The sequence below is a fragment of the Facklamia sp. P12932 genome (assembly GCF_050409545.1).
Lineage (GTDB): Bacteria > Bacillota > Bacilli > Lactobacillales > Aerococcaceae > Facklamia.
The window spans coordinates 53,560-74,970 of record NZ_JBNUPG010000003.1; the positions used below are offsets into that span (position 1 = coordinate 53,560).

21 protein-coding genes are annotated in these 21,411 nt (G+C 38.6%); 20 read left to right on the forward strand and 1 reads right to left on the reverse strand.

Going from position 1 to position 21,411, the window contains the following annotated elements; translation table 11 throughout:
* Positions 1 to 110: 110 nt before the first annotated feature.
* The 11 genes from gmk to ACQV2P_RS01985 all read left to right on the forward strand — a co-directional run bounded on the left by gmk (position 111) and on the right by ACQV2P_RS01985 (position 11,506).
* A complete protein-coding gene (gene gmk / locus ACQV2P_RS01935; protein WP_428873763.1) occupies positions 111 to 752 on the forward strand; it encodes a guanylate kinase in 642 nt (213 codons plus the stop codon).
* Entirely contained in the window at positions 749 to 943 is a 195-nt protein-coding gene (gene rpoZ, locus ACQV2P_RS01940; protein WP_428873762.1) for a DNA-directed RNA polymerase subunit omega, read from the forward strand. The genes gmk and rpoZ overlap by 4 nt, the downstream gene beginning before the upstream one ends.
* A 75-nt stretch (positions 944 to 1,018) precedes the next feature.
* Positions 1,019 to 3,433 carry a primosomal protein N' gene (gene priA, locus ACQV2P_RS01945; protein ID WP_428873761.1) on the forward strand — a complete coding sequence of 805 codons (2,415 nt, stop codon included), beginning with the start codon at positions 1,019 to 1,021 and terminating at the stop codon, positions 3,431 to 3,433.
* Positions 3,434 to 3,447: 14 nt separating this feature from the next.
* The gene (gene fmt / locus ACQV2P_RS01950; protein ID WP_428873760.1) at positions 3,448 to 4,428 is read left to right on the forward strand and encodes a methionyl-tRNA formyltransferase; all 981 of its coding nucleotides are present in this window, start codon (positions 3,448 to 3,450) and stop codon (positions 4,426 to 4,428) included.
* A 6-nt stretch (positions 4,429 to 4,434) separates the two neighbouring features.
* Positions 4,435 to 5,796 carry a 16S rRNA (cytosine(967)-C(5))-methyltransferase RsmB gene (rsmB, locus tag ACQV2P_RS01955; protein WP_428894558.1) on the forward strand — a complete coding sequence of 454 codons (1,362 nt, stop codon included), beginning with the start codon at positions 4,435 to 4,437 and terminating at the stop codon, positions 5,794 to 5,796.
* Positions 5,797 to 5,804: 8 nt separating this feature from the next.
* Positions 5,805 to 6,581, forward strand: a complete 777-nt coding sequence (locus ACQV2P_RS01960; RefSeq protein WP_428873758.1) for a Stp1/IreP family PP2C-type Ser/Thr phosphatase — start codon at positions 5,805 to 5,807, stop codon at positions 6,579 to 6,581.
* Positions 6,565 to 8,544 (forward strand): Stk1 family PASTA domain-containing Ser/Thr kinase, encoded by a 1,980-nt coding sequence (pknB, locus tag ACQV2P_RS01965; protein WP_428873757.1) that lies wholly within the window; start codon positions 6,565 to 6,567, stop codon positions 8,542 to 8,544. The genes ACQV2P_RS01960 and pknB overlap by 17 nt, the downstream gene beginning before the upstream one ends.
* A gap of 78 nt (positions 8,545 to 8,622) precedes the next feature.
* Complete coding sequence (gene rsgA / locus ACQV2P_RS01970; protein WP_428876399.1) at positions 8,623 to 9,543, forward strand: ribosome small subunit-dependent GTPase A; 921 nt, start codon at positions 8,623 to 8,625, stop codon at positions 9,541 to 9,543.
* Between the two features lie 12 nt (positions 9,544 to 9,555).
* Positions 9,556 to 10,200 carry a ribulose-phosphate 3-epimerase gene (rpe, locus tag ACQV2P_RS01975; protein WP_428873755.1) on the forward strand — a complete coding sequence of 215 codons (645 nt, stop codon included), beginning with the start codon at positions 9,556 to 9,558 and terminating at the stop codon, positions 10,198 to 10,200.
* A gap of 11 nt (positions 10,201 to 10,211) precedes the next feature.
* Positions 10,212 to 10,874, forward strand: a complete 663-nt coding sequence (locus ACQV2P_RS01980; RefSeq protein ID WP_428873754.1) for a thiamine diphosphokinase — start codon at positions 10,212 to 10,214, stop codon at positions 10,872 to 10,874.
* Positions 10,875 to 11,005: 131 nt separating this feature from the next.
* Positions 11,006 to 11,506, forward strand: a complete 501-nt coding sequence (locus ACQV2P_RS01985) for a hypothetical protein (RefSeq protein WP_428894559.1) — start codon at positions 11,006 to 11,008, stop codon at positions 11,504 to 11,506.
* 67 nt (positions 11,507 to 11,573) lie between these two features.
* On the opposite strand, the gene rpmB is transcribed toward ACQV2P_RS01985, so the two are convergent.
* The gene (gene rpmB, locus ACQV2P_RS01990; RefSeq protein ID WP_258436016.1) at positions 11,574 to 11,762 is read right to left on the reverse strand and encodes a 50S ribosomal protein L28; all 189 of its coding nucleotides are present in this window, start codon (positions 11,760 to 11,762) and stop codon (positions 11,574 to 11,576) included.
* A gap of 202 nt (positions 11,763 to 11,964) precedes the next feature.
* Here rpmB and ACQV2P_RS01995 point away from each other — a divergent pair, with 202 nt between their 5' ends.
* The 9 genes from ACQV2P_RS01995 (at position 11,965) to ACQV2P_RS02035 (ending at position 21,368) form a co-directional block, all read left to right on the forward strand.
* Complete coding sequence (locus ACQV2P_RS01995) at positions 11,965 to 12,321, forward strand: Asp23/Gls24 family envelope stress response protein (RefSeq protein WP_428873752.1); 357 nt, start codon at positions 11,965 to 11,967, stop codon at positions 12,319 to 12,321.
* A gap of 20 nt (positions 12,322 to 12,341) precedes the next feature.
* On the forward strand, positions 12,342 to 14,009 hold the full coding sequence (locus ACQV2P_RS02000; protein WP_428873751.1) for a DAK2 domain-containing protein: 1,668 nt from the start codon (positions 12,342 to 12,344) through the stop codon (positions 14,007 to 14,009).
* A 75-nt stretch (positions 14,010 to 14,084) separates the two neighbouring features.
* Positions 14,085 to 16,121, forward strand: a complete 2,037-nt coding sequence (recG, locus tag ACQV2P_RS02005; protein ID WP_428874817.1) for an ATP-dependent DNA helicase RecG — start codon at positions 14,085 to 14,087, stop codon at positions 16,119 to 16,121.
* Positions 16,122 to 16,135: 14 nt separating this feature from the next.
* Positions 16,136 to 17,161 (forward strand): phosphate acyltransferase PlsX, encoded by a 1,026-nt coding sequence (plsX, locus tag ACQV2P_RS02010; RefSeq protein WP_428873768.1) that lies wholly within the window; start codon positions 16,136 to 16,138, stop codon positions 17,159 to 17,161.
* 58 nt (positions 17,162 to 17,219) lie between these two features.
* Entirely contained in the window at positions 17,220 to 17,462 is a 243-nt protein-coding gene (acpP, locus tag ACQV2P_RS02015; protein ID WP_428874816.1) for an acyl carrier protein, read from the forward strand.
* 35 nt (positions 17,463 to 17,497) lie between these two features.
* Positions 17,498 to 18,508, forward strand: coding sequence for an ABC transporter ATP-binding protein (locus tag ACQV2P_RS02020; protein ID WP_428874815.1), 1,011 nt, complete (start codon positions 17,498 to 17,500; stop codon positions 18,506 to 18,508).
* Positions 18,508 to 19,470, forward strand: a complete 963-nt coding sequence (locus ACQV2P_RS02025) for an ATP-binding cassette domain-containing protein (protein WP_428873747.1) — start codon at positions 18,508 to 18,510, stop codon at positions 19,468 to 19,470. The genes ACQV2P_RS02020 and ACQV2P_RS02025 overlap by 1 nt, the downstream gene beginning before the upstream one ends.
* Positions 19,471 to 20,433 (forward strand): oligopeptide ABC transporter permease, encoded by a 963-nt coding sequence (opp4B, locus tag ACQV2P_RS02030; RefSeq protein ID WP_428873745.1) that lies wholly within the window; start codon positions 19,471 to 19,473, stop codon positions 20,431 to 20,433.
* An 11-nt stretch (positions 20,434 to 20,444) separates the two neighbouring features.
* The gene (locus ACQV2P_RS02035) at positions 20,445 to 21,368 is read left to right on the forward strand and encodes an ABC transporter permease (protein ID WP_428873744.1); all 924 of its coding nucleotides are present in this window, start codon (positions 20,445 to 20,447) and stop codon (positions 21,366 to 21,368) included.
* Positions 21,369 to 21,411: the final 43 nt, after the last annotated feature.

The following is a 21,411-nucleotide window of genomic DNA, read 5'->3' on the forward strand; positions in this document are numbered from 1 at the left end:
AACAAATTTTCGCATTTCATAATGGCTGTATTTTATTTATTTTTCAGCTTATCTTTATGTAGAGAGTGAATTGTGGTACTATATAGAACATGAAGTAATGGAGGGAAGTCATGTTAAAACAAAGGGGATTATTAATCGTTTTATCAGGCCCTTCGGGTGTCGGAAAAGGAACAGTTCGCAGCGCGATTTTTGAAGATTCAAATTGTGACTATGTTTATTCTGTTTCAGCAACTACTCGAGAGCGTCGACCAGGTGAATTAGAAGGGGTAGACTACTTCTTTATGAGTAGAGAATCATTTGAGGACTTAATTTCCCAAGAAGCCTTGTTAGAGTACGCGGAATATGTTGGAAATTACTACGGGACGCCGCTAGCATCTATTGAAGAAAATTTAGCGCAAGGACGCGATGTATTTCTTGAAATTGAAGTTCAAGGTGCCCGTAAGGTGAGAGAGAAGATTCCTGAGGGAATTTTCATTTTCTTAGCGCCTCCAAGTCTGAATGAGTTGGAGTCCCGTCTAACCGATCGTGGAACGGATTCCCAAGAAGTAATCGCTCGCCGTATGAATAAAGCTAAAGAGGAAATTGAATTAATGCGTCACTATGATTACGTGGTAGTTAATGATGAAATTTCTGAGGCGGTCGATGAAATTAATGCTATAATTAAAAGTGAACATCTAAGGGTTGAAAGAGTCATGCATTCGATCCAGGCCGATATTAATGCATATTTTGAAGAGGAGGCTAAGCAATCATGATGCTATATCCATCAATTGACGAATTATTGAAAAAAGAACCATCTAAGTATTCTTTAATAACTTTGGCAAGTAAACGCGCTAAAGAAATGGAAGATTATAAAATTATGCAATTACAAGACTATCAATCAGATAAACCTGTAGGCAAGGCTTTAGAAGAAGTTGTTGCGGGCGTATTATCCATTAAAAAATAAGAGGGCGAATAAGAAGGCTACTATGCAGATCATTTTTAATGATTTCATAGTAGCTTTTTAATAGGAGGTGAGCGAATGATCGCTGAAGTTATCATTGATATACCTACTGCACAAGTCAATCATAGCTTTGATTACAAAGTAAGTGCTGAAATGCAAGCTTTAATAAAGGTTGGTATGCGAGTGGAAGTTCCTTTTGGATATCGTAACCTAATGGCTTTTGTTGTTCATTTAAAAGATAATAGTGACTATCAAGGGGAATTAAAGGCGATTAGACGCTTGATTGATTACGAATCTTTTTTGAGTCAGGAACTAGTTGAACTTTCTCAAGTGCTTGCCGACCAACTTTATGCTTTTAGGATTTCAGTCCTACAAGCCATGTTGCCAAGTATTTTACGAGTCAAGTATCAAACGGTTGTTACAGTTAAACAGTCTGAAAAATTAGCTGAAGTGCTCGATTGTTCACCTGCAAAGTTAAATCAGCTTGGTGTCACGCGCCAATGGTTGGAAGAAAGGTTGACAGCTAGTCAAATTCGTTCATTATTAGATGAAGAAATCATTCAATTATCTTATCAGTTAATTGATAAAAAAACGCATAAGACCCTTAAGTATATCTTGCCTAATCGTTCACAGGCAGAATACCAAGACTTACTCGATCATTTAGATAAACGCAGTCATAAACAAGGTCAAGTTTTATCAGTCCTCATCGACCATCAATGGACTCAAGCCATAGAGTTCGATCAATTAGCAAAGCTGGCTCAAGTTTCTAAGGCCACCCTTAATACCATGATTAAAAAGGGGTGGTTGACGCTGGAAGAAAGGGAAGTTTATCGGCCTGCTTATCAAGTAGATCAAGCACCTCCTTCCTCAGCCAAAGCCTTATTAGCACAGCAACAAACAGCATTTGAGACTATAAAAAATCACATGACAGCTGAAGAAGCCCAAACCTTTTTATTGCAAGGAGTCACCGGATCAGGTAAAACCGAAGTCTATTTACAATTAATAGCTGAAGCCCTTAAAGCTGGTAAATCAGCGATTCTATTAGTGCCAGAGATTGCCTTAACACCACAAATGGTAGACCAGGTGATTGGTCGCTTTGGCAAAGGCGTTGCCGTTTTGCATTCAGCTTTATCATTGACCGAAAAATATGATGAATGGCGCAGAATCATTCGGCAAGAAGCGAAAGTGGTCGTCGGAGCGCGTTCTTCTATTTTTGCTCCGTTAAAAAATATCGGCATCATTATTATTGATGAAGAACATGAAACGACCTATAAACAAGGAGACAATCCACGTTATCATGCAAGAGAAGTTGCTAAATGGCGATCAAAATACCATCAGTGTCCCTTAGTTTTAGGTTCAGCCACACCTTCTTTAGAATCACGTGCTCGGGCTGAAGTTGGTAAGTATCAATTATTAAGAATGGACCAACGTGTTAATCAACAACCCTTACCACCCGTAACCATAGTGGATATGACTCAGCATTTATTGGATCAAGAAACACTGGAACTTTCTCAACTTTTAGAAGATAAAATTGCCGAAAAATTAGCGTCTAAAGAACAGGTTGTTTTGCTTTTAAATCGCAGAGGCTATGCCTCTTATGTCTTATGCCGTGAATGTGGTCATGTCATTCAATGCCCACATTGTGACATCTCTTTAACTTACCATAAGACTGGAGAAAAGCTTAAATGTCATTATTGTGATTACCAAGTAGGACTGCCAACCAATTGTCCTCAGTGTGGTTCTAAGCATTTGAGAAAACAAGGCATTGGCACTCAAAAAGTAGCCGAAAGTTTAAAGCAACGCTTTCCTCAAACACCCATTATCCGTATGGATAATGACACCACTCGACGCAAGGGCGCTCACAAAAAATTATTAAAAGCATTTGCCAGTCAAGCAGGTTCAATCCTTTTAGGAACACAGATGATTGCTAAAGGTCTCGACTATGAACAGGTAACCCTGGTTGGTGTTATTAATGCAGACACTGGTTTGAACTTACCAGACTTTAGAGCTGCTGAAAAAACCTTTCAGTTGCTGACTCAAGTAGCCGGAAGAACAGGGCGAGGCAAGCTAAAAGGCGAAGTGGTCATTCAAACCTATAATCCTAACCATTATGTGATTCAGCTAGCCAAAAAACATGATTATGACAATTTTTTTTATTACGAAATGCGAAGACGCCATATGAGCCATTATCCTCCTTATTTTTATACAACATTAATTAAGGTGTCTTCTAAAAACCGAGGCAAGGCTCAAAAAATGATCTATCAACTCAAGGATCAATTGATGGACAAAGTGAATACCCAATTAATGATATTAGGTCCCTCAACAGGAGGAATTGAAAGAATCAATGATTATTATCAATTCCATTTGCTCTTAAAATATAAAGAAGTAGACTTAGTTAAAGATCAGCTACAAACTATTCTTCTTGCTAGTCAAGAAAGCCAGGCCAAGGGAGTCTTTGTTCAAATAGACCATGAACCCCAGTATTTTATTTAGAAAGAGGTTATTGAATGAAAAAAATAATTTTTATGGGAACCCCTCCTTTTGCGGCAACCATTCTGAAAGGATTAATTCAACAAGTAGAGTATGAAGTGATTGCAGTAGTGACTCAACCAGATCGTCCAGTTGGTCGAAAACGTATTCTAACACTACCTCCAGTTAAAAAAACAGCTTTAGAAGCTAATATTCCAGTCTTTCAACCGGAAAAGTTAGCCGATTCAAAGGACTATCAGACTCTATTGAATACAGAAGCCGATTTAATCATAACGGCTGCTTACGGACAGAAAATACCACTTGCTTTATTAGAAGCACCCAGTCAAGGGTCTATTAATGTTCATGCTTCACTCTTACCTAAATATCGTGGAGGGGCTCCAATTCATTATGCAATTTGGCGGGGTGAAGAAGAGACGGGTGTAACAATTATGAAAATGACTGAAGAAATGGATGCTGGGGATATTCTCATTCAAACAGTTTTACCGATTTCTGAGAAGGATGATGTGGGCATACTGTTTGAAAAACTGGCTGTCGTTGGTAAAGAATTATTATTGAATTTCTTGCCGAAATTTTTTAATGGGGAGTATGAAGCGACTCCACAAGAATATAGCCAAGTACTATATTCTCCAACCATCAAAAAGCATGAAGAGCAGTTAAATTGGTTGCAAAGTGCGCGTGTCATTGACCGTCATATACGCGCCTTTAGACCTTTTCCAACAACCTATACCCTACTAGATGGTCAAAGAGTAAAAATCTGGCAAGCTCAACCCTTAAAAGAACTGGATGATAATATTGAAAGAATATTAACAGAAGAAATTCCGGGCCAAATTGTTGCTGCTGATGAAGAACACTTCTATGTTCGATGTGGTCAAGATTCCTACTTAGCAGTTAGTGAATACCAACCCGCTGGAAAAAAAAGGATGATGGTTAAAGAATACTTAAAAGGGACACCGGCAGAAAGTTTAATTGGTAAGATATTCGACAGTGAAAAGGACTAATAAATAATGAAAATTAAACAAAGAAGCCAAACAAAATTGAAAAACAACCTCCGCTGGGACATGCTGAGATTGTTAGATCAAATTGATAACCAAGACCAATATTCTAATATCATGATAGATAATTATCTGGCTTCAAGTAATCGAAGCAGTCAAGATAAAAATTTAGTGGTTAAGGTGGTTTACGGTAGTGTCCAACGTCGCTTGACCTTGGATTTCTATTTACAGGATTTAGTAAAAGGTAAAATAGAAGATTGGGTACGCAGCCTATTGCGATTATCTATCTATCAAGCTGTTTATTTAGACCGCGTGCCTCAGCACGCTATTGTAAATGAAGCAGTCGAGATAGCCAAAGTAAACGGCCACCAAGGCATTGGAAAATTAGTTAATGCTATTTTACGTAACTTTTTCCGCCAAGAGCCTCAGTCATTGACGGTAATCACAGAACCCTTGGAGAGACTATCGATTGAGCATTCCGTTCCGCTTTGGTTGGTCAAATACTTTGACCAGCACTTACCAGAACATCAGCTCAAAGCATTTCTTTCTAGTTTGAATCAAGTTCCTAATTTGAGTGCTAGAATCAATGGTCCAACAGCCAAACGATCACATATCATGGACCAATTAAAAGAGCAAGGGTTGGCGGTTACTAGCAGTCAAGTTTCTCCTTTTGGTTTTCGAATCACAGCAGGGGATGTCTTTAATAGTCAAGCTTATCAGGAAGGTTTGTTTACCATTCAGGATGAATCATCCATGCTGGTTGCACCTTTAGGTAAATTGACAGGTTCTGAAAATGTTTTGGATGCATGTGCAGCTCCAGGAGGAAAAGCTAGCCATATTGCTTCACTTCTAACTGACGGACACTTAACAGCTTTAGATATTTCTAAGCATAAGTTAAGTATCTTAAAAGATCATGCCGAGCGGTTAGGCTTAAGTCATAAGATAGATTCAATAGTAACCGATGCCTTGGACTTCCAACCACTTTCTCAAACTGCTTTTGATGTGATATACTTAGATGCACCCTGTTCGGGTATCGGTTTGATGCGTCGTAAACCTGAAATCAAATATCAGAAGTCGCCTGTCGCTATTCAAGAACTGGTTAAATTACAAAAGCAATTATTTAATCATATGCTTTCTTTGCTCAAGCCAGGTGGTCGCTTAGTCTATTCTACTTGCACCCTGACTTATGAGGAAAATGAACAATTAATTGAAGAAATCTTAAAGGAAAATAGTGAGTGGCAAGTGGAGTCCATCCTAGCTGAAGAAGTTTTAACAGATAATGTAATAACTTCCCAAGGCTTTCTTCGCATTTGGCCCCAACAGCATGGAACAGATGGCTTTTTTATCAGTCGTTTTCTTAAAAAAATAGATTGAGGTGAGTTATGAAAATCACTATACATTCAAACATAGGGAGAAAGAGAAGTTCTAACCAGGATTATGCGGATTATTTTTATTCTCAAAACCAACAAATCCTTTTTATTCTATGTGATGGCGTGGGAGGCAACTTGGCAGGAGATATTGCTAGTCAACAAACGACAGAGTTTGTTGGTCGGGCATTCGAAACAATTGATTACCCTATGACCATCACCCAAGCGCATGCTTGGATGACCCAAATGACCAATCAAGTGAATACTTTCATTTTGAATCAAGCAGACCTTAATCCAGATTATGAAGGAATGGGAACGACAATTGTACTTGCAACAATTGTCGAGCAGACCATTCTTATTTGTCATGTCGGTGATTCGCGGGCTTATGCATACGGAGCGGGCCAATTAAAGCAATTAACCGAAGACCATTCTTTAGTCAATGAGTTAATTCGTACAGGTGAAATAACAGTAGAAGAGAGTATTGATCACCCACGTCGTAATGTGGTCACCCAATCCATTGGAACACCAATGGTTTTAGAACCAGCTTTTTCAGAGATTTCTCTTGATAAAGTGGAACTTCTCTTGCTTTGCTCGGATGGTTTAAACGGCATGCTTAAAAATGAAGAAATTGAACAAATAATTAATAATCAAACAGATTTAGACCGCTTAGGTGATGAACTAGTCGCAGCGGCTAATAATGCTGGGGGTCTCGATAATATTACTATTATTCTAGCCAGCGATTTTAATTTGGAGGACGAAGGAGGTGACATTATTCATGGAAATAGGGGATAAACTATCCGATCGTTATGTCCTAACTTCTGTCATTGGTCAAGGCGGCATGGCAAATGTCTTTTTAGCTCATGATTTAATTTTGGATCGAGACGTAGCTGTGAAGGTGTTACGCTATGACTTCCAGGATAATCAAGATGCGATTCGTCGCTTCCAAAGAGAAGCCATTTCAGCCAGTCAACTGCTACATCCCAATATTGTAGAAGTTTATGATGTCGATGAACATGAAAAACAGCAATATATTGTGATGGAATATGTAAAAGGTCAAGACCTTAAAACTTTTATCAAAAAGAATGCACCTGTCCCGCTAGAACTAGTTGTTTCCATTATGGGACAAATTGTAGCGGCTATCGATGTGGCTCACAAAAATCGTATTATTCACCGCGATATAAAACCACAAAACATTTTAATTACTGCAAATAATGTGGTTAAGATTACGGACTTTGGTATTGCTGTGGCTTTATCAGATACTTCGATTACTCAAACCAACACCTTGCTAGGCTCAGTTCATTACCTATCGCCCGAGCAAGCCAAGGGCAATAGTGCAACCACTAAATCAGATATTTATGCCATGGGTGTAGTTTTATATGAGCTAATCACGGGTTCTGTCCCACATGATGGTGAATCCGCAGTTTCGATTGCACTTAAACATTTTCAAGAACCCTTTCCAACTATTCGAGAGCGCTTAGAATATGTTCCTCAGAGCTTAGAGAATGTCGTCTTAAAAGCGACGGCTAAGCAAGCGAAGGATCGTTATCGTACGGCTCAAGAGATGTTTAACGACTTATCTTCTTCTCTTAGTGTCGGACGTATTGATGAAAAACCCTTTATTCCTAGCAGTCAGTTGGATGAATCAGAACAATTTAAATCCATTCAGCCCATTCCAGCCGCTGATCGTGTGTTGACGGAAACAATCGAAGGGCCTGAGCCTTTAAATGAAGAGGAGTTTCCAACTTTTGATTTACCAGATAAAAAGACTAGCCATTTAGGGTCCAAGATTTTTAAAATTCTCTTCTTTGCTACGATATTGTCCTTACTATCTTTAGCTGTCTTTTTCGCCTATCGCTTATTCGTTGCCAGTGTAATCGTTCCTGAATTGGCTGGCCTAGACCAAAAACAAGCCATTGAATTACTAGAAGAGAATGATTTAATGCTAGGCGAAAGTACTGTTGTTTGGGATGATCTTATTCCGCGCGGCCAAATTATTGAAAGTGATCCCCAATCAGGGGACCGCATAAATCGTGGCTCTAAAGTTAATTTAACCTTCTCTGACGGCAAGCCGAGAGTCAAAATCGGTGATTACCTCAATCAAAACTATGAGCCGGTCCGTCGTAAACTAATTGATGCAGGTTTTATAGTTGACTTAAGGTATTTAGCAGCTAGTCAGTCAGAAGCAGGTAAAATTTTAGAACAGAGTATTGCACCGGGTACGGAAGTCGTTCCTGGTGAAAGTTCAATTATTTTAGTAATCGGATCCTATTCTGAGCAAACGACCATGCAAGATTTTACTAATTTATCAATTGATATGGTCTATAAGTTTGCAGACACTTATGGTCTCTATGTAGAAGAAGCTTATCAATATCATGATTATCTACCTGAAGGGATTGTCATTGATCAAGACCCACTTTCAGGCTCACCCATTGCTCAAGGAGACACCATTAAGGTGACGGTATCTCAAGGTGAAGAAAAAGCAGAAGTGTCGACTGCCACAGAAACGGTATACCTTGATTATGTCCCTAAGTATGCTGAAAATGACTACGAACAAAGCAAGCCATTACCGAATAAAATTCAAGTTTTTATAGGAGATGACCGTAATAATATCACTCAAGTTGCGCGTGAAATTGAAATCACCGAATCGCGTGAAATTCAAATCGTCCTCTATATTCCCGAAGGAGGATCCGGACAGTACCGTGTCTTAAGAGACGGCGAAATTGTCGCACAGTCCTCAGCCGTTTATCCTAATTAAGAATTTGAAGAGTTAAGAGCAGCATTACTGACTCTTAACTTTTTTTCTGAATAAATACTGACCAAAGGAGGAAATTATTTGAAACAGCTTATTACCTCACATGAAGGGATCATCTATCAAGCAGTTAGTGGCTTCTATTATGTATGGTCGCAAGGAGAATCTTTTGTAACAAAAGCAAGAGGTAACTTTCGTCACTTGAAGACCAATCCCTTAGTGGGAGATCGCGTACGATTTGTCATGGATCAACAAGATGAAAGTCAAGTGGGCAGATTAGAAGAGATCTTCGAACGAGATAACTTTTTGATTCGACCGGCTGTTGCTAATGTCGACTATGCTCTCATTGTCATGTCCTTAGTTGAACCTGAGTTTTCCTATAATTTATTAGATTATTTCCTTGTTTCGATGGAGTCTCATCGCATCCAACCCATTATTATCTTGAGTAAATATGACCTTTTAATCGAGCATCAGGGACGGGATGCAGCCAATGACTTAGTAGCAGAAATCAGAGCAATCTATGAAGTAATTGGTTATGATGTTTTTCTCTTTGACCAATCCAATGAAAAGATGCAAGCTATTCAAACCATTTTCCAACAAGGAATATATGTAATGACCGGTCAATCGGGAGTGGGAAAATCGACCCTTTTAAACAAACTGCTACCTCAAGCTGAAATTAAGACCAACCAGATATCCAGCCATTTAAACCGCGGTAAGCATACCACTCGAGAAGTTACTCTTTATCGTTTTGGTCAAGGACTCTTAGCCGATACACCCGGTTTTTCAGCTATTGATTTCGACCATTTAGAAAAAGAAGAACTGGCCGCTTGTTTCCCAGAAATTCACCAAGCAGGTGCAAAGTGTCGGTTTAGATCTTGTATCCATAAGAACGAACCTAATTGCCATGTGAAAGAGTTGGTGGCAAGTGGCATAATAAGTAACAGCCGTTATCAAAATTATTTGCAGATTTTAGAAAAAATTGAAAACAAAAAAATTTATTATTAAAGGAGAATAGTCATGAAAATTGCACCTTCAATGTTGAGCGCTGATTTTAATCACTTGTTAGAAGATATCCAGACCATTGAAAAGGGTGGAGCAGATTATCTACATATTGATATTATGGATGGCAGCTTTGTACCGAATATTTCATTTGGTCCCATGATTTTTAAAGGATTAAGATCTCATAGCCATATGGTTTTTGATTGTCACATGATGGTGGATCAACCGGAGCGGTATTTGGAAATGGTTGCTGATGCGGGAGCGGATATTATCACCGTACATGTGGAAGCGACCCAACATATTCATTCAGCCTTACAAAAGATAAAAGCCTTAGGAAAAAAAGCGGGAGTGGCTATTAATCCAGGAACTCCAGTCGAAGCGGTTTATCCTTTATTGGAATTAGCGGATTTAGTCTTGGTGATGACTGTTAATCCAGGCTTTGGTGGTCAGGCTTTTATTGAATCAACCATGAAGAAGGTAGAAAAACTAGCCAAACTACGTCAAGAAAATGATCATTATCACTATGAGATTGAAGTAGACGGTGGGGTCAATGATCAAACAGCTAAAAGTTGTATAGCAGCTGGTGCAGATGTTTTAGTAGCTGGTTCCTACATCTTTAAGCAAATGGATCTGGCTGCAGCTATCGCTTCCTTAAGACCCTAAGGCCAATTAGTATGGTGGATAAGATTATTATCTGTGCTGGGGCTCCTAATCCAGCCCTCAGCCATTTGTCTGAGGTGACAGATCAGACTTATCTCATTGGAGTTGACGAAGGGGCCCTCCAATTGGTGAAGGCAGGCTACCGATTGAACGTTGCAATTGGAGACTTTGACTCGGTCACTCCCACCCAATTTAGTAAGATTGAAGCGGCTAGTCAAGCAGTTTTAAAATATCCAGCTGCCAAAGATGATACCGATATGGAGTTGGGCCTTGAATTCGCTCTTAAACAAGACAGTCGATGTCCGGTGGAAGTATATGGCGCAATAGGTAATGGAGAGGGACGTTTAGATCATTTAATTGCTAACCTTTGGCTCGTCTTTCAAGAACGCTATTTTGCAATTATCCCCCGTTTAAGCTTTATTGAAAAAGATCAAGTGGTGCGATTTTTTAAACCAGGCAATTACTTTCTAGAAGACTTGAACAATTGCCGCTACTTATCCATTATTTCAATGACGGCTGTTAAGCAGCTGCAGATTAAGCAGGCCAAATATGAACTAGGTCTAACAGATTATGCTTTTCCTCGAGCCTTGGTGTCTAATGAGTATGTCGATCAGCATAAAATAAATCTTTCTTTTACTGAAGGTCTCTTGATGGTTATTTGGGAAAAAGGAAAATAAAGGGTTGGGTTTAAAAATAGAAGATAGGGATATAAAATTGAAGCACTTTCATTATTGTGTTAAAATTTGCTTAATAAATGATATTCGAAGTTTATTTAATCAAGTTTTTATTAGGAAAGGAAGTTGATGGGATGAAAAAGCTTTTTGCTTTAATAATGATTATGATACTCATGCTACCGCCAGCTATATCCGCTCAAGAGGAGATAGTTGATTTTGAGGGACGCTATTTGACTGAAGAAAACTCAAATATTATGGGGTTCGAAATAGAAGAAGACTTATTGAAAGTAATTTTAGGCCGGTCTTACTTTGGACAAGCAGCTTTGGAAGGTGATTATTCGGACGCATTACTACAATTATATACCGAGAGCATTAATCAGGATGGGCGTTTAATGATGGTAAAAACAGATGAAGCAGCAGAATCTTTAAAAAATCAACAATATATTAACCTGCGCTTTTCTGATGAAGTTCCTATGGCAGTTGAAATTATCGTACATAATCCAACCTACAGAATAAAAGATCAAAAACTAACCATTTTTTTTGCGGATAAAGAACTTTTCAGCTTTGAACTAAATGAAGAATCTAATTTGGTGGATGAAGAGGGCAATCAATTTATGCTAAAAGAAAAAGATTAAACAAAACAAAAAAGCCTCCTAGCGCTTCATCTTGATGATGATTGGCTAGGAGGTTTTAATGTATTGATTAAGCACGTTCAACTTTACCTGATTTTAATGCTCGCGCTGAAACCCAAACTTTTTGAGGTTTGCCATCGATCATAACACGTACTTTTTGTAAGTTAGCGCCAAAACGACGTTTTGATTTATTCATTGCATGAGAGCGATTGTTACCAGATACAGCTTTACGCCCTGTGAAATAACATTCTTTAGCCATGGTTCTGCCTCCTTTTCCTTGTAACAATTTAAAAGTTACATTTCATACCAAATTAATTTACCATAATTTGACTTTTGAAGCAAGTGAATTATGATGAAATTAACTACTAATCTTAAATATCTCGTTACTAAAACTATTAAAATAGGTGCTAAGCTAAAAAATTTATGCTAAACTATGGTGGATAACAAAAAGGAGGTACTTTATGGCTATTAATATCCAAACTCCAAATGGAGAGATATCCTTAGAAAATGAAGTGATTGCAACCATTGTCGGTGCAGCAGTTACTGACAACTACGGAGTTGTAGGAATGGTAAGTAAACATTTCTTCCGTGATAATTTAACAGACATTCTTAAGAAAGAAAACTATTCACGTGGTGTTTTAATTTCTCAAGAAGGAGACAATATTTCAGTAGATGTCTATATTGTCGTTTCTTACGGGACAAAAATCTCTGTGATTTGTCAAAATATTCAACAAGCTGTTAAATACAATGTCGAGCAACTCTTGGGCTTTGAATTGGACTTTGTTCATGTCCATGTCCAGGGTGTGACTATCGACTAGGATCGTTTAGGAGGTAAAGTGTGGAACTGAAAACAATCAAAGCATCTGACTTTAAACAGATGTTTATAGCAGGTGCCGAGCGCCTGGCTGAAAATGTTGACTTAGTGAATTCGTTAAATGTCTTTCCCGTGCCTGATGGAGATACAGGAACTAATATGAATATGACTTTCCAATCAGGTGTTGAGAATATGCGTAATTCTACTAGTCATCATGTTGGAGAATTAGCAAATGCCGTGGCCAAAGGACTGTTAATGGGGGCTCGAGGAAATTCAGGCGTTATCTTGTCACAAGTTTTCCGTGGCTTCTCAATGGCAATTAAAGATTGTGAAGAATTAAATGCCAAAGACTTTGCTAAGGCTTTTATTGGTGGTGTGGAATCAGCTTATAAGGCAGTGATGAAGCCAGTTGAAGGAACTATTTTAACTGTTGCTAGAGAATCTGCTGTAAAAGGTGAACAAGAAGCTAAGCAAACAGAAGACATCATACAAGTGATGCGCACGATCGTAGCAGAGGCAAAAGAATCATTGGATCGAACACCTGAATTACTACCAGTTTTAAAACAGGTGGGTGTAGTCGATTCGGGTGGTAAGGGGCTTTTATGTATCTATGAAGGCTTCCTTGCCAATCTTTCAGGGGAAGTCATTATCGATGAAGTTGAAGACCAATCTAATGACCATGCCCACGCAATCTTCGAAGAAATGAATGAACACCCAATGTCTATGGATGAGATTACCTATGGTTTCTGTACCGAAATTATGGTAAGAATTGGACAAGGACAGACTGTTAAGAAAGCTTTTGATTATGAAGAGTTTAGACAAACGCTTGATAAAAAAGGTGATTCTTTGCTGGTTGTTGCCGATGATGAAATTGTTAAGGTCCACATCCATACGGAAGATCCAGGCGAGATTATGCAATTGGGTCAAGAATTTGGTGAGTTAATTAAAATTAAAGTCGATAATATGCGTGAGCAAGTTAGAGACTTAGAAGACAAAGAGACTACGCTGCGTCAACAAGCTGTCCCTCAAACTCAAGAAGATTACGCAGTGATTGCTGTAGCTTCAGGTAAAGGCTTGACAGAGCTCTTCCATTCTATTGGAGTAAAGGAAGTCCTTTCTGGAGGTCAGACAATGAATCCTTCTACCGAAGACTTCATTAAAGCAATCGAGCGAGTTAACGCCAAAAATATTATCTTGTTACCGAATAATAAGAATATTATTATGGCGGCTCAACAAGCGGCTGAAGTCAGTGAAGTACCAACGGTAGTTGTGGGCACAAAGTCAATCACCCAAGGAATCTCAGCCATGTTGATGTATGATCCTTCAGTTGCCATTGAAGAGAACAGACTAGCTATGGAAGAGTATGCGCTAAGCGTTGCTTCTGGACAAATTACTCATGCTATTCGAGATACAGAAATTAATGGCCTATCCATTAAAGAAAACGATTTTATGGGTATTTTAGATGGCGATATAATCTTAACCCACACTGATTTAAAAGAAACTCTGATCCAATTGGTTAATCGAATGGTGGATGAATCAAGTGAGTTAGTAACGGTTATTATTGGCGAAGAGGGTGATCATTCATTAGCCCAAGAAGTTGCTGACCATTTTGAACAAACTAACTCTGAGATTGAATTTGAACTTATTCAAGGAGACCAACCAGTCTACAATTATTTTGTAACGGTGGATTAGATTGTTAGAAAATAGCTGATCACCACTTAGTTTCTAGGTGGTGATTTATTTTTTTGCTCAAAGAGGAGGAAGAAGATGGGAAAGTCTTGGTTAGATCCTATCGATCAGCTCAAAGGTGTTGGCCCCAAGACCAGTCTTTTATTTAAACAATTAGGAATTGAAACAGTAAAGGATTTAATGTTTCATTTTCCATTTCGTTTTGAGGATATCCAAGCACGCCAGTTAGAAACTATTCTTGACCAGGAAAAAGTTGTCTTGATGGGAAAAGTTGTTAGTCCAGCTGTGGTCAACTATTTTGGTAGAAAGAAAAGTCGCTTAAGTTTTAAATTGGCTGTAGATGGCCATCAAGTGATAACCGTCTCTTTTTTTAACCAGCCCTACTTAAAGAAACAAATTGAATTAGGTCAAACGCGAGCTATCTATGGTAAATGGCAAGAAAGTAACCAGTCGCTAATGGCCATGAAATTAATTAATCCGTCAGCAGGTGAGGACTATGCACCCATTTACCATACTAGCAAGGGACTGAGTCAGGGCCAGATTGTCAAAGCCATCAAGCAAGCCTTTGTTGATTATCAAGAAAGTATTGAAGAAATCATTCCGACTTATTTAAATCAACAATTTAACTTAATAAATCTGAAGGAAGCACTTTGGGCCATGCATTTTCCTAAGCAAGATAATGCGAAAAGACAGGCCCAGCGAAAGATCATCTTCCAGGAGTTCTTTCTTTACCAATGGCGCTTACAAAGCGCCAAATTTAACCGCTTAAAAACTAAGGGTATTCAAATCCACTATCAAGTTGAAGAATTACGACAAATTATCCAAAGCATCCCTTTTGAATTAACGGATTCACAAAAAAAAGCGGTTAATGAAATTTGCCGCGATCTTTTATCACCTTATCCAATGAACCGTTTATTGCAAGGAGATGTAGGTAGCGGTAAGACCTTAGTTGCCTTCTTGACCATGATTGCTAGTGTGCAAGCAGGTTATCAAACAGCCTTGATGGTTCCAACAGAAATATTAGCTCAGCAGCATTATCAATCTTTTAATCAATATTTTGAAAAGAGTGGTTTTCATGCAGAAATATTAACTTCTGAGAGGCAAGTTTCAGAAAAAAAAGCTGTTTTACAAGGTCTAAAAACAGGACGCATCCGATTGATTATCGGTACCCATGCTTTAATTCAAGAGGGAGTAGATTTTAAATCACTCGGCTATATCGTTATAGATGAGCAACACCGCTTTGGTGTTGGCCAAAGACAGAACTTATTAGAAAAAGGTCTGGCTGGTCAAGAAGCCAATGTCCTGCAAATGACAGCAACTCCCATACCCAGAAGTTTGGCTCAGACCCTTTATGCCGACCTTTGCGTCTCAACCATGGAAGGTCTACCGCGTGGAAGGGTTGAAATTAAGACACAAGCCGTTAGTGATAAGCACATTGCCACAGTCTATGACCGTATGCAAAAAGAATTAGATAAGGGTCATCAAATCTATTATGTATTGCCTTTAATTGAAGCCAGTGAATTTATGGAACAAGTTGAAAATGTACAAGAGACTTGTCAACGTTTAAGAGAAAAATTTCCACGAGTTACAATCGATAGTTTGCATGGTCAATTGAGTAAAGAAGAACAAAAAGAAGTGATGAAAGCTTTTAAGGCTCAAGCAATTCAAATTTTAGTAGCAACCACTATGGTTGAAGTCGGTGTGGATGTACCGAATGCAACGGTCATGGTCATTCAATCAGCCGAACGTTTTGGTTTAGCCCAGCTCCATCAGTTAAGAGGGCGGGTAGGGCGAAGCCCATTACCCTCTTACTGCTTTTTAATTGCCAACCCAACGACCCAACAAGGAAAAGAACGTCTGATTAAGATGGTCGAAAGTCAAGATGGCTTTGAACTATCAAAAGCGGATATGGAAATTCGTGGCATGGGAGATGTCCTAGGACGAAATCAAAGTGGAATTGCCCAATTTACATATGGACATCCCTTACAAGACGAAGCCATTATGACAGCGGCTTATCAAGCAGTCGACCATTTAATGAGACAACCAGATATAGTGACTGAGAAAGAAACAAAAACAATTGAAAAGTATACCCAATTAATTAAATTAGAAATTTAGGAGTGGAATTTATGATTAAAATAGCGATTGATGCAATGGGTGGCGACAATGCACCACAAGCCGTATTTGACGGAGTTCTAAGAGCCTTAGATGCTTATAAGGACATCGAAATTCATCTTTATGGCGACGAGAAAGCCCTTAAAAATCTTCCAGATATGTTTGATGACCGTTTAATCCGAATACCGACTACTGAGGTTATCAAAGGAGAAGATGAACCGGTAAAAGCTGTTCGTCGCAAGAAAGATGCTTCAATGGTGGTTGCTGCCAAGGCGGTAAGAGAAGGTAAAGCAGATGTACTGCTTTCGGCTGGGAATACAGGCGCCTTATTAACAACCGGCTTATTGGTGGTTGGTAGAATTAAAGGTGTCGATCGACCGGGATTGATGCCGGTCATCCCAACCATTAATGAGAAATCTCCTCATTTAATTTTAATGGATGCCGGAGCCAATGCGGAATCAAAAGCAGAGCACCTCTTACAATATGCTCAACTAGCTAGCTATTATGCTGAGAGTGTTTTAAAAATAGAGCAAGCAAGAGTAGGGCTTGTTAATAATGGAACAGAGGCTGGTAAGGGAGATGAATTACGTAAACAAGCTTACCAACTCCTCAATCAAGCGAGTGGTTTAAATTTTGTAGGCAATATTGAAGCCAAAGATCTTTTAAATGGGCAGGTAGATATTGCGGTGACAGATGGCTTTACCGGTAATGCTATCCTAAAAACATTGGAAGGAAGCCTAAAATCCATCTTCAAATTACTCAAACGAACTCTAAGTGAGAGTAGTATCACCAATAAAATTGGTGGCCTTCTCATTAAACCCTCATTAAAAAAGATGGCTGAAAATTTTGATGATAGCAAGCAAGGAGGAGCAGTCCTTTTAGGGGTTAAAAAGCCAGTAATTAAAGCGCATGGATCAGCAGATGACATCGCCATTTATCATGCTATTCGACAAGCTCGTGAAATCGTTTTATCAGGTTTTTCCGAAGAAATAAGCACTTTTTTTGAAAATAGTGACAAAAATGATAGACAGATTAGAAAATAATCGTTATTATAATATAACCGGCATTGTGGTATAACTTTTTAATTAAGGAGTGGAAAATTTGAAGACAGAAACATTTGAAAAAGTTAAAACTTTATTAGTAGAGCATTTTGATCTTACTGAAGATCAAGTAACTGAAAATCTAACCTTTGAAGACCTAGGCGCCGATTCTTTAGATATGGTGGAATTCGTGATGGGGATTGAGGAAGAATTTGATATAGAATTCGAAGATGAAAAAATTGAAAAGCTCTCAGATATTAAGGACGCCGTTTCTTATATCGACCAATTACGATCAGAAAAATAAATGGATGTCATAGTCATTGATAAAGGAGGCCTCAAATGGAATCAAAAGAGATATTATTAGAAGTGAAAGATTTGCACACTGGTTTTCGCATTAAAGACCAGTATTTCGATGCTGTCGATGGGGTTTCTTTTACCCTAGCGCGTAATGAAAAGTTAGCCATTGTTGGGGAGTCAGGTTGTGGAAAATCAACCCTGGCCACTTCAATCATAGGCTTACACAATCGCATGAATACAAAAATTACCGGGGAAATTAATTACAAGGGTGATAATCTCGTTAATTATGATGAATCAGATTATGACAAAATTCGCGGGAATGATATTGGCATGATCTTCCAAGACCCTTTAGCGTCATTAAACCCTTTAATGACAGTAGGTGAGCAGATTGAAGAAGCTTTGTATTATCATACCAAGTTAGATGGACAACAACGAACTCAGCGCGTACTTGAATTACTCGACCAAGTAGGTATTGAAAACCCTCAAAGAATGACCAAGCAATATCCACATGAATTATCAGGTGGAATGCGTCAGAGAGTAATCATTGCCATTGCATTATCTTGTAAACCACCAATAATTATTGCAGATGAGCCGACAACTGCTTTAGATGTAACTATTCAAGCACAAATTTTGGATCTTTTGAATGAAATTCAAGAGGAAACCGAATCAGGAATTATTTTGATTACTCACGATTTAGGAGTAGTTGCAGAGACGGCTGATCGAGTAGCAGTTATGTATGCAGGACAATTTGTTGAAGTTGCAAGTGTCGAAGAACTCTTCAATGATCCGAGACATCCTTATACCCGCTCACTCTTAAAGTCCATTCCGCAATCCAATGATTTAGTTGATGAAAAGGGCGATCTACATGTAATACATGGGGTTGTACCTCCATTAAACCGTTTAGAACGCAAAGGTTGTCGTTTTGCTCCTCGCATTCCTTGGATTCCTGAAGAACATCATGAAGAGCATCCAGTTCTCCATGAAGTAAAACCAGAACATTGGGTACGTTGTACTTGTCATGAACACTTTTATTTCACTGAGGAGGTGGACTAATGTCAGAATTTCTTACAATTGAAAACTTAAAGGTTCACTATCCAATTCGATCCGGTTTCTTTAACCGTATCACTGACCATGTCTACGCAGTGGATGGTGTGGACTTAAGTTTTGAGGCAGGAAAAACTTATGGCCTGGTGGGTGAATCAGGCTCAGGTAAATCAACTATTGGGAAAGCTATTATCGGTTTAGAAAAATTGACCGAGGGTAAAATTATCTATGAAGGGGAAGACGTTTCGAATGCTGCATCCAGTCGCAGGTCAAATTATCGGCGCAATGTTCAGATGATCTTCCAAGATTCATATTCTTCTTTTAATCCGAAGAAGAGGATTTTAGATATTATGGCGGAGCCCTTGCGTAATTTCACCCATTTAACGATTGAAGAAGAAAAGAGAAAAGCAAGTGAACTCTTAGAAATAGTCGGTTTGACTTCAGAAGCTTTAGTCAAGTATCCGCATGAATTTTCAGGAGGACAAAGACAAAGAATCGGGGTAGCTAGAGCTGTTGCGCTGAACCCTAAATTAGTCATTGCTGACGAACCAGTTTCAGCTTTAGACTTATCGGTTCAAGCTCAAGTCTTAAACTTTATGAAACGTATTCAAGAAGAATTTAATGTTTCTTACTTGTTTATTTCGCATGATTTAGGCGTGGTGAAACACATGTCTGACGAATTGGCCATTATGTATCGTGGAAGATTTACTGAATATGGCTCTAATTATGAAATTTATAAAAATCCTCAACACATATATACTAAAAGGCTTTTATCAGCTATACCGCATGTTGATCCAAACAATCGAAGAGAGCACCATATAGAGCGTCTCCGAGTGGAGAAAGAATATCATGAAAATGCCAGTCAATATTTTGAGGAAAGTGGACGGGTCTATGATCTGAAGAAGATTAATGATCACCACCAAGTGGCTTTAAAAGAAGTCGGCTTTGCTCAAAGAGAGGAAGTGAAATAAATGTGGAAGACGATTTTAAGAAGGGTCATTTTAATGATTCCTCAAATTTTTCTTTTAAGTATCATTGTCTTTGTTTTGGCTGCTTTGATGCCAGGGGATGCGTTGACGGGTTTACAAGATCCAAATGTGGACCCTGCTCAAATAGCAGCCATGCGGGAGCAACTAGGACTAGATAAACCGTGGCCAGAGCGTTATGTTGATTGGATTACTGGTATCTTTCAAGGTGATTGGGGACGGTCTTGGCATCACCGTCAACCGACTCTAAAGATTATTGGTCAAAGAGTTTGGCCCACCTTACAATTATCTTTATTAACAGTGATCATTTCGTACGGAATCGCTTTACCATTAGGTCTGTTTTCTGGTCGTTATCAAAATTCCGTTTTTGATAAAACCGTTAACTTATACACCTTTGTAACTTATGCTATTCCATCTTTCGTATTGGGTTTATTTATGATTTGGTTATTTGGTTATATTCTTGGCTGGTTCCCTACAACTGGAACAGTAGACCCGGGTCTTGAGCCTGGAACGCTTGATTTTGCTTTGTCAAGATTTAAACACATTATTTTACCAGCTATTACAATGGCGCTTTTATCAACAACCTCTACTATTCAATACTTAAGAACAGGAGTCATTGATGCTAAAACGGAAGATTATGTTCGCACAGCTAAGGCTAAAGGCGTTCCAGAAAATGTTGTTTATCGCAAGCACATCTTCCGGAATTCAATCCTACCAATTGCTGCCTTTTTAGGCTTTACCATCACTGGTTTGTTAGGCGGATCTGTCTTCACTGAGACAGTCTTTAATTATCCAGGAATGGGAAAATTATTTGTCGAATCAATCGCTTTACGTGATTTTTCTGTAATGATAGCTATTACATTGATCTACGGATTTACAACCCTTTTAGGTTCGTTATTATCAGACATCATTATGGTTTTTGTTGACCCTAGAATTCGAATTAAATAGGAGGTGGAATAATGGCTGAAAATAATACACAGGTAACAGTAAATGAAGAACTATTGCAAGACCAAGTTTCCACTCCACCGATGGGTTGGGAAGTTATTCGTCGAGAGTTTGCACGTGATAAAATTGCTGTTTTATCATTAATTCTTTTATTAATTATTGTCGTAGCGGCTGTCTTATCAGCATTCTTTATTGATTCCGATGCTGCAGGCATAGTTAACATTTTTGACCGCTTTACACCGCCAGGAGAAAAAGGCTATCTTTTAGGTACCGATGAGGGTGGAAAAGGCATTTTTGAACAGCTTTTACTAGGAACAAAAAATTCCTTAATTATCGCTTGGGCTGTCACTATATTAACAGCAGGTTTTGGGACGATTATTGGTTTGATTGCCGGTTATTATGGGGGTCGAGTGGATGATTTTATTATGCGTGTGGTAGACTTTTTAATCGTTTTACCGAGAATCATGATTATTATTGCGGTCGTAACAATCGTTAAACGCTTCGACCCTTGGACTTTGATTTGGATTATATCTTTATTTGGTTGGATGGGGCAGACCCGTTTGATTCGAACGGCTTCTTTATCAGAAGCATCCAAGGATTATATCAAGGCATCAAAAACCATGGGGACTAGAGATTGGAAAATTATGCTCGGCTCCTTATTACCGAATCTTTCTTCGCTAATGATCACCAACTTAACCCTATCCTTTGCCGGTAATATTGGTTTAGAAACAGGACTTTCTTTCTTGGGCTTTGGTTTGCCTGTTGGAACGCCTTCTTTAGGAACGCTAATTGGTTACGCTAGAACACCAGATATTATTGAAAATAAATGGTGGGTTTGGTTGCCAGCTGCCTTGTTAGTATTGATCATGATGTTATCAATTAACTATATCGGACAAGCTTTCCAACGTGTAGCAGATTCAAAACAAAGAAGAGGATAAAAATTTTAAGAGCTTTACCCTTTATTTACTTTAGCGTTAAGCG

What these genes read in the sequence shown, in the direction of transcription:
- gmk (WP_428873763.1), top strand. Translation starts at nt 111, where the DNA reads ATGTTAAAACAAAGGGGATTATTAATCGTTTTATCAGGCCCTTCGGGT.
- rpoZ (WP_428873762.1), top strand. Translation starts at nt 749, where the DNA reads ATGATGCTATATCCATCAATTGACGAATTATTGAAAAAAGAACCATCT.
- priA (WP_428873761.1), top strand. Translation starts at nt 1,019, where the DNA reads ATGATCGCTGAAGTTATCATTGATATACCTACTGCACAAGTCAATCAT.
- fmt (WP_428873760.1), top strand. Translation starts at nt 3,448, where the DNA reads ATGAAAAAAATAATTTTTATGGGAACCCCTCCTTTTGCGGCAACCATT.
- rsmB (WP_428894558.1), top strand. Translation starts at nt 4,435, where the DNA reads ATGAAAATTAAACAAAGAAGCCAAACAAAATTGAAAAACAACCTCCGC.
- ACQV2P_RS01960 (WP_428873758.1), top strand. Translation starts at nt 5,805, where the DNA reads ATGAAAATCACTATACATTCAAACATAGGGAGAAAGAGAAGTTCTAAC.
- pknB (WP_428873757.1), top strand. Translation starts at nt 6,565, where the DNA reads ATGGAAATAGGGGATAAACTATCCGATCGTTATGTCCTAACTTCTGTC.
- rpe (WP_428873755.1), top strand. Translation starts at nt 9,556, where the DNA reads ATGAAAATTGCACCTTCAATGTTGAGCGCTGATTTTAATCACTTGTTA.
- ACQV2P_RS01980 (WP_428873754.1), top strand. Translation starts at nt 10,212, where the DNA reads ATGGTGGATAAGATTATTATCTGTGCTGGGGCTCCTAATCCAGCCCTC.
- ACQV2P_RS01985 (WP_428894559.1), top strand. Translation starts at nt 11,006, where the DNA reads ATGAAAAAGCTTTTTGCTTTAATAATGATTATGATACTCATGCTACCG.
- rpmB (WP_258436016.1), bottom strand. Translation starts at nt 11,762, where the DNA reads ATGGCTAAAGAATGTTATTTCACAGGGCGTAAAGCTGTATCTGGTAAC.
- ACQV2P_RS01995 (WP_428873752.1), top strand. Translation starts at nt 11,965, where the DNA reads ATGGCTATTAATATCCAAACTCCAAATGGAGAGATATCCTTAGAAAAT.
- recG (WP_428874817.1), top strand. Translation starts at nt 14,085, where the DNA reads ATGGGAAAGTCTTGGTTAGATCCTATCGATCAGCTCAAAGGTGTTGGC.
- ACQV2P_RS02020 (WP_428874815.1), top strand. Translation starts at nt 17,498, where the DNA reads ATGGAATCAAAAGAGATATTATTAGAAGTGAAAGATTTGCACACTGGT.
- ACQV2P_RS02025 (WP_428873747.1), top strand. Translation starts at nt 18,508, where the DNA reads ATGTCAGAATTTCTTACAATTGAAAACTTAAAGGTTCACTATCCAATT.
- opp4B (WP_428873745.1), top strand. Translation starts at nt 19,471, where the DNA reads ATGTGGAAGACGATTTTAAGAAGGGTCATTTTAATGATTCCTCAAATT.
- ACQV2P_RS02035 (WP_428873744.1), top strand. Translation starts at nt 20,445, where the DNA reads ATGGCTGAAAATAATACACAGGTAACAGTAAATGAAGAACTATTGCAA.